General features: G+C 61.6%; 7 protein-coding genes. 1 reads left to right on the top strand and 6 read right to left on the bottom strand.

Going from position 1 to position 7242, the window contains the following annotated elements:
• Positions 1–267 precede the first annotated feature (267 nt).
• The 5 genes from DBR47_RS16400 to DBR47_RS16380 form a co-directional block, all read right to left on the bottom strand.
• Positions 268–1776 (bottom strand): tripartite tricarboxylate transporter permease, encoded by a 1509-nt coding sequence (locus DBR47_RS16400; RefSeq protein WP_124451956.1) that lies wholly within the window; start codon positions 1774–1776, stop codon positions 268–270.
• 9 nt (positions 1777–1785) lie between these two features.
• On the bottom strand, positions 1786–2250 hold the full coding sequence (locus DBR47_RS16395; RefSeq protein WP_124451954.1) for a tripartite tricarboxylate transporter TctB family protein: 465 nt from the start codon (positions 2248–2250) through the stop codon (positions 1786–1788).
• A 131-nt stretch (positions 2251–2381) separates the two neighbouring features.
• A complete protein-coding gene (locus tag DBR47_RS16390) occupies positions 2382–4172 on the bottom strand; it encodes a GspE/PulE family protein (protein WP_124451952.1) in 1791 nt (596 codons plus the stop codon).
• A gap of 9 nt (positions 4173–4181) precedes the next feature.
• Entirely contained in the window at positions 4182–4973 is a 792-nt protein-coding gene (locus DBR47_RS16385) for a spermidine synthase (protein WP_124451950.1), read from the bottom strand.
• Positions 4974–4977: 4 nt separating this feature from the next.
• Positions 4978–5508: a DNA-deoxyinosine glycosylase gene (locus DBR47_RS16380; RefSeq protein ID WP_124452000.1), complete on the bottom strand. Its 531-nt coding sequence runs from the start codon at positions 5506–5508 to the stop codon at positions 4978–4980.
• A gap of 77 nt (positions 5509–5585) precedes the next feature.
• Here DBR47_RS16380 and DBR47_RS16375 point away from each other — a divergent pair, with 77 nt between their 5' ends.
• Positions 5586–6395: a mechanosensitive ion channel family protein gene (locus DBR47_RS16375; RefSeq protein WP_124451998.1), complete on the top strand. Its 810-nt coding sequence runs from the start codon at positions 5586–5588 to the stop codon at positions 6393–6395.
• A gap of 1 nt (position 6396) precedes the next feature.
• Here DBR47_RS16375 and DBR47_RS16370 read toward each other — a convergent pair whose 3' ends face one another.
• Entirely contained in the window at positions 6397–7227 is an 831-nt protein-coding gene (locus DBR47_RS16370) for a TatD family hydrolase (RefSeq protein WP_124451948.1), read from the bottom strand.
• Between the last annotated feature and the right edge of the window lie 15 nt (positions 7228–7242).

The following is a 7242-nucleotide window of genomic DNA, read 5'->3' as shown; positions in this document are numbered from 1 at the left end:
GCGGGATTATGACTTGTTTTTCGCAAACTCGTCAAGCGTTTTAAACAATTTGTTTTCGACGCCTTCCACTCACATCTTATCTTCACCGCCTGCCTTTGCTCGTTTCCGAAACAGAAGACTTGCTAGCAGCGAAGCCCTCTACTGTAGCACGGGAATTTTGCCCTCGCAGCAAGATTCTTCAAAAAGTTCATAGGCGGCCCTTCGACCCGTTGATGGCTGTCTGCGTCTTCAACGGCGCCGAGTGCGCTGCGCCAAGGCGTCCTGCACTCAGTCGTCTTGAAAGGCCTCGTCCCGCTTGCTCTTGATGGTGGGCAAGAGGACGACCACGACCATCAACAAGGCAGCGATCAAGAGACCGGCCGACAAGGGGCGCGCCAGAAAGGTTCCCCAGTCGCCACGCGACAGCAGCAGGGCGCGGCGCAAGTTCTCTTCCATCATGGGCCCCAGGATGAAGCCCAACAATAGCGGCGCAGGTTCGCAACTGAGTTTGTAGAAGACATAGCCGATCAGAGCAAAGGCCGCCGTCATATAGACATCGAAGCTGTTATTGCTCAAGGTATAGGTGCCGATGCAGCAAAACACCACGATGGCCGGAAACAGAAAGCGGTAAGGCACGGTAAGGAGCTTGATCCAGACTCCGATCAGCGGCAGGTTCAGCACGATCAACATCAGATTGCCCACCCACATGGATGCAATCAAACCCCAAAACAACTCGGGATTGCTGGTCATCACCTGCGGCCCCGGCTGGATGCCTTTGATCGTCATCGCCCCCACCATCAAAGCCATCACCGCATTGGGGGGGATGCCCAAGGTCAGCATGGGGATGAAGCTGGTTTGGGCCCCCGCGTTATTGGCCGACTCTGGCCCCGCCACACCTTGAATCGCGCCCTTGCCAAAAGGGATGCGCGGATTCTTGACGATCTTTTTCTCCAAGGTGTAGGACGCAAAGGAAGCAAGCAAGGCCCCACCGCCCGGCAAGACACCTAGCACCGAGCCCAAAGCCGTACCGCGAAGGACCGAGGGCCAAGCCTCCTGAAAGTCTTGCTTGGTAGGCCACAAGCCCTCGACCTTGTGCGTGAAGACCTCGCGCTCCTCTTCCGGCTGCCCCAGATTGGCAATGATCTCGCCAAAGCCGAACACGCCCATGGCGATGACGACAAAGCCAATCCCGTCAGTCAACTCCGGGATGTCAAAGGAGAAGCGCGGCGTGCCGGAGATCACATCGGTATTGATTTGCCCAAGCAACAAGCCCAGCACAATCATCGCGATCGCCTTGATCAGCGATCCCGAGGCCAGCACCACCGCCCCCACCAAGCCCATCACCATCAGTGAGAAATACTCAGCCGGGCCGAAGTTGGCCGCCATCACGATCAAGGGCTGCGCGAAGGACGCAATGACGACCGTGCCGACACAACCGGCGAAGAAAGAGCCCAGACCCGCAGCGGCCAAGGCCGCGCCCGCCCTGCCCTGCCTGGCCATTTGATAGCCATCGATGGCGGTGACCACCGAGCTGGATTCACCCGGCACATTGATCAGAATCGCCGTGGTCGAGCCCCCGTACTGAGCGCCGTAGTAAATACCCGCCAACATGATCAGGGCCGGCGTCGCATCCAAGGAATAGATGGAGGGCAAAAGCATGGCGATGGTGGCCACCGGCCCCAGGCCGGGCAACACCCCGATCAAGGTACCCAGCACAGCCCCGCCAAAGGCGTAGAGCAGGTTCTGCCATGTCAAGGCAACATGAAAGCCCAGCAAAAGATTGTTCAGCAATTCCATGGTCTGCCCTCAGCCGCCGAACATCACAGGCCAAACCGGAATGACCAGTTTGAGCCCCCAGACAAAGATCACCCAGCTGCCCACCGTCAACACCACACTATTGAGCAGCGCATCCTTCCAGTGGAAGTCTTGGCCGGCCAGAGCGGACAAGGTCACCAGCACAGGCAGAGTCACGACCAGGCCCAGACGCGGCAGCGCCAGGCCAAAGAACACGATGGCGCCAAGCAAGATCAACAAAGGCTTCCAGGCGATCTTGCCGATCGGATCGCCACCCTCGGACTCAATGCTCAAGGCCTTGAACAAGACCATGCCCCCAAGCACGGTCAGCAAGACGCCCAGCCAGAAGGGGAAGTAGGCCGGGCCGGGCTGGGCCGAGGAGCCAAAGCTGTAGTTGGTCGAGCCCAGGGCGAACACCAGGCCCACGATCACAAACAGCAGCCCCGACCAGAAATCACGTTGGCTCTTGATCTTCATTCAGATTCCCCAAAATTCTCAGCGCGCAGGCTGCGCGGGTTCGCATTCTAGGCAGGCAAAAGGCAAGACCTGACCCCGCTTACCAAGCGACACAAGCCAACAGCAAGCAGCGATCCGCCTCGCCTGACCGGCTAGCTCTGCCACTGGGGCGTGCTGCGCAGAATCTCTTCCAGCGTCGTCAAGCCTTCGGCCACCTTCATCGCGCCGGCCAGTCGCAGCGGCCGCAAACCCTCTTGCACCGCTTGTCGGCGCAGGGCAGAAATATCGGGCGTCGGGTGCAAATGAGTCTTGACCAACTCGCCAATCGTCAGCAACTCATAAAGCCCTGCCCGGCCGCGGTAGCCAGTGTTTCGGCATTCCAGGCAGCCCACCGGCTTGTAAGGCTTGACGCCGCCATTCATGCGCCAGTGCTTGAGCATCTCGTTGAGGGTGTCGCGCGTCACGGCCGGATCCGGCACCTTGCAATGATTGCAAAGCGTGCGCACCAGGCGCTGCGCCAGCACGCCAATCACCGTGGCGCTGATCAAATACGAAGGCACACCCAGATCGGTCAGGCGGGTGATGGCCGAGGCCGCATCATTGGTGTGCAGGGTCGAAAACACCAGATGGCCGGTCAGCGCCGCCTGGATGGCCATCTCGGCCGTGGCCAGATCACGGATTTCGCCCACCATGATGATGTCCGGGTCCTGCCGCATCAGGGCGCGCAGGCCTTCGGCGAAGCCCAGATCCAGAGCGCTTTGCACCTGGGTCTGGTTAAAGGCCGGCTCGATCATTTCGATCGGGTCCTCGATGGTACAGACATTCACTTCCTCGGTCGCCAGGCGCTTGAGCGTCGAGTACAGCGTGGTGGTCTTGCCGCTGCCGGTGGGGCCAGTCACAAGAATGATGCCGTGGGCTTGGGTGACTAGCTTTTCCCAGCGCTCGCTGTCGTGGCTAGAAAAACCAAGATGGGTCAGGTCCTTGACGGCGGTGTCGGGGTCGAAAATCCGCATCACCATCTTTTCGCCGAATGCGGTGGGCAAGGTGGACAAGCGCATTTCCACCTCGTCTCCGGCCGGATTGCGCGTCTTGATGCGGCCGTCTAGCGGGCGGCGGCGTTCCACCACATCCATGCGCCCCAGCAGCTTGATGCGCGAGGTCATGGCGCTCATCACCGTGGGCGGCAACTGGTAGACGGTGTGCAGCACGCCGTCGATGCGGAAACGGATCACGCCCATCTCCCGCCGCGGTTCCAGATGGATGTCGCTGGCGCGCTGATCGAATGCGTACTGCCACAGCCAATCCACCACCTGGACCACACCCTGGTCATTGGCGTCCAGCTGCTTATTGCTGCGGCCCAACTCCACCAACTGCTCGAAGCTGGCAACCTGGGCCGTCTCGCCCGCCTTGGCCGCGGCGCGCACCGAGCGCGCCAGGGTGAAGAATTCGGTCGTGTAACGCGCAATCTCCAGGGGGTTGGCCACCACCCGCTTGATCGGCTTGCGCATATGCGACTCGATCTGCGAGACCCAGGAGGTGTCAAAAGGCTCCGAGGTGGCAATCGTCACTTCGTTGAGGCCCACCTGCACCGGCAAACAGCGCTTGGCCTCGGCATAGCCAACCGACATCACATCGCTGACCCGGCCCACCTCCACCTTGAGCGGGTCAATGCGCAGATAAGGCAGCTTGGCTCGCCCCGCCACCCATTCGGTCAGCGCGTCGATGTCCAGTGCCTTGCCATTGTCCAGGCGATTCAAACCGGCATGCCCCAGGCGCACCAGGGGATGCAGGGCACTATCGCCGGCCGCAAACCGAGCTTGGGTGCGGGCCACCTGATCGGCATCGATCAGGCCGTCCTCCTGCATCCAGTGCAGCATGGCCCGCCAGTCCAGTCGGCCTTCAAGCTTGGGCGCCGCGGAGACTGAATTGGCTTTCAAGGTCATGGTGGGGTCTTAAGCTTGCAGCTGGTTGATGAGATTCAAAGGGAGGGGGCGCACCAGGCGCAACCATTTGCGCGCCGGCAGGCCGAACTGCGACTCGATATTAGCCGCTCTGAGCTCCAGTTCCTCCCGTTCCGGCACTTGCACACCCCGGGCCGCCACCAAGATGGTGTTGCCTTCTTTGGTGGGGGCCAAGCTCCAGACTTGATCGCTACCGAAAACCCGGGCGATGCGAGTCGCGCTGCGGGCAAAACTGGCATCACGGCCGAACAGATTCACCGTCATCAGGCCGCCGTCCGCGAGCAAGCCATGGCAGTGGCGATAAAAGTCCTCATCGTCCAGCACCGGCGAGGCGGCGTCATGATCGTAGAGGTCGATGTTCAAGACCTGGGCGCTCTGCACATGCTCGGGCTCTTGCACCCAGCGTGCCGCATCGGCATTGACCACCGTCAGCCGCCCATCGTCCTCAGGCAGGTGGAACCAGGCCCGGCACGCGCTGATCACCGTAGGATTGATCTCCACCGCCGTGGTCTTCATGCGCAAGACCTTGTGGCAAAAGCGGGTGATGGCTGCAGCACCCAGACCGAGCTGGACGGCATGGCCTTCGCGGACTTCGGCCGTTTCTCGCCACAACATCCACACCATCATGCGCTGGATGTACTCCAGCTCCAGCTGCTGCGGCTTGCGTATGCGCATGGCACCCTGCACCCAGATGCTGTCCAGATGCAGAAAGCGCACGCCCTCAAACTCGGACAGGGTCGCCGGGGCCCAAGCGGGCTGCTTGTTGTTCTTGGTCTTGCTCAAAAATTTACTCCAAAAGTCCATGGCGCTGCAGCACCTCACGCCAGGCTTCCCGCTTGCGCTCCAAGGACCAGGCTGCGTTGGCTGGGCTGGTGGAAGGCAGTTTGTAGACGGGCAGTCCCAGGGTCTGGGTCAGGCGAATATGGCGCGCCGATTCCCCGCCATTGTGGGCGATGGCTTGTAGCTGCGGCATGCGCGCGGCCAGGCCAAGCAAATCATTGGCCTGCGCTTCTTGAATGGCGCTATCCAGGCTGCCCGCGCGCAAACAGCTGCCATACACATCCCAAATCGCCAGACCCTGGGCCTGAGCCATGGCCACGCGGCCGGCGTAGTCCATGCGGGACAGGTCCTGCTGCCAAAGGGACGCCAGGATGGGCCAGAATTGATTGCGCGGATGCGCGTAATAACTCTGGCTCTGCAAAGACGCGACGCTGGGGAAGCTGCCCAAAACGAGCAATTTCGCACGCGGCGACCAGATTGGCGGCAAACCCTGTAGTCGCCCGGCTGCGAGCTCTCGTTCTAAGCCTCGCCCGAGCACGCCACCCGAATCAGCGGGTTTGCACTGGAGCGGCACGATTGATTTAGTCACAGGAGAAGGCAATGAACACTGCAGGCTTGAACACGGAAGCGATCTGGAATTTTCTCAGCACCCAGGGTGCCGACTTCGCACTGAAGATTCTGGCCGCGCTGGCGGTCTGGATCATCGGTCGCTGGATCATAGGGCTGCTGGTGCGCTTGTTCGCCGGCGCGCTGGAGCGCGGCAAAAAGATCGACTCCACGCTTTCCACCTATCTGCGCTCCATTCTCACGGTGATGTTGAACATCGTGCTGGCCTTGGCGGTGCTGGACGTGTTTGGCGTCAAGACCACATCCTTCGCCGCCTTGCTGGCTGGCGCGGGCTTGGCCATTGGTACGGCTTGGGGCGGTTTGCTGACCCATTTCGCGGCCGGCGTCTTCATGCAAGTGCTGCGCCCCTTCAAGGTGGGCGACTTTGTGCAGGTGGGCGGCATCACCGGCACGGTGGTGGAGATTGGCCTCTTCGGTACCACCGTCGTCACTGGCGACAATGTGCAAACCATCATCGGCAATAACAAGATCTTCTCCGACACCATCCAGAACTACTCCAGCCTGCCGGTACGCCGGGTGGACTGCCAGGCCAAGATCGCCAACTCGGTGGACCCGCTGGACGCCATTGCTCGCCTGAAGGCCGCCCTCAGCCAGATCCCCAATATCGCGGCGACGCCAGCCCCCGATGTAGAAATCATGGGCTTCACTCCCGAGGGCCCCTTGCTCTGCGTGCGCCCCTACACCCACACCGATCACTACTGGCAGGTCTACTTCGACACCCACAAGGCCGTGGTCGCCACCTTTGGCGCAGCAGGCTACCCCGTGCCCGAAACGCCCGTGGCACCGCGCAATCGCTAACTCAAGCCAGGGCTTGCAATTTGGGCAAGGCGGCCAAGACATTGGCCGTCGTCACGGCGGCCGTCTGCGCCAAGTCCCAGCCACGCAGCTGGGCCAGGGATTCGGCGATGCGCGGCAACTCGCCTGGCTCATTGCGCGAGCCAGGCCCATCACCGGCCGCTCGTGCAGCGGCGGTTTGATATAGCCAATGCGGCGGGATGTCAGGCGCATCGGTTTCCAGTACCAGAGCGGACTCGGGCAGGCTCCCGGCCAAACGGCGAATCTGCAAGGACCGCTCAAAGGTGAGCGTCCCACCAAAACCCAGCTTGAAACCCATCTCCACAAAATGCCGCGCCTGCTGATCACTGCCGTTGAAGGCATGGGCAATTCCAGCCACGCCAAGGCCTTGCGCCGCCACACGCCGCAAGCCAGCCAAGAGCTGATCGGCACTGCGCCGCACATGCAAAATCACCGGCAAGCCATGCTGCCGCGCCAGCTTGAGTTGTTCTCGGTAAAAGAACTGCTGCCGCGCCGGGTCCAGCCCCGGCACAAAGAAATCCAGGCCAATCTCCCCCACGGCCACCAGGCGCGGGTCGTCCCGGTATTGGCTCAGCAAGGCATCCAGCAGACTCAGGTCTTGCTCCTTGGCCTGCATGATGTAGAGCGGATGAATGCCTAGGGCGTAGGCAAAACCATGCGCATGAGCTTGCTCGCGCACCGCCTCGAAGTTGAAGGCGGCCACGGCGGGCAGGACCATCTGCTGCACGCCGGCCGCCCGCGCCCGCGCCACCACCGCCTCCCGGTCCGCGTCGAACTCGGGGGCGTCCAGATGGACATGGCTGTCGATCCACATGCCGGCCTAGGCCTT

It is taken from the genome of Paucibacter sp. KBW04 (assembly GCF_003852425.1).
In the GTDB taxonomy this organism is placed as follows: Bacteria; Pseudomonadota; Gammaproteobacteria; order Burkholderiales; family Burkholderiaceae_C; genus Paucibacter_A.
This window is presented reverse-complemented; position numbering and strand designations above follow the sequence as displayed.

Bases quoted from the DNA above. Each gene is read 5' to 3' on its own strand.
- DBR47_RS16390 (WP_124451952.1), bottom strand. From the start codon at position 4,172: ATGACCTTGAAAGCCAATTCAGTCTCCGCGGCGCCCAAGCTTGAAGGC.
- DBR47_RS16370 (WP_124451948.1), bottom strand. From the start codon at position 7,227: ATGTGGATCGACAGCCATGTCCATCTGGACGCCCCCGAGTTCGACGCG.
- DBR47_RS16400 (WP_124451956.1), bottom strand. From the start codon at position 1,776: ATGGAATTGCTGAACAATCTTTTGCTGGGCTTTCATGTTGCCTTGACA.
- DBR47_RS16395 (WP_124451954.1), bottom strand. From the start codon at position 2,250: ATGAAGATCAAGAGCCAACGTGATTTCTGGTCGGGGCTGCTGTTTGTG.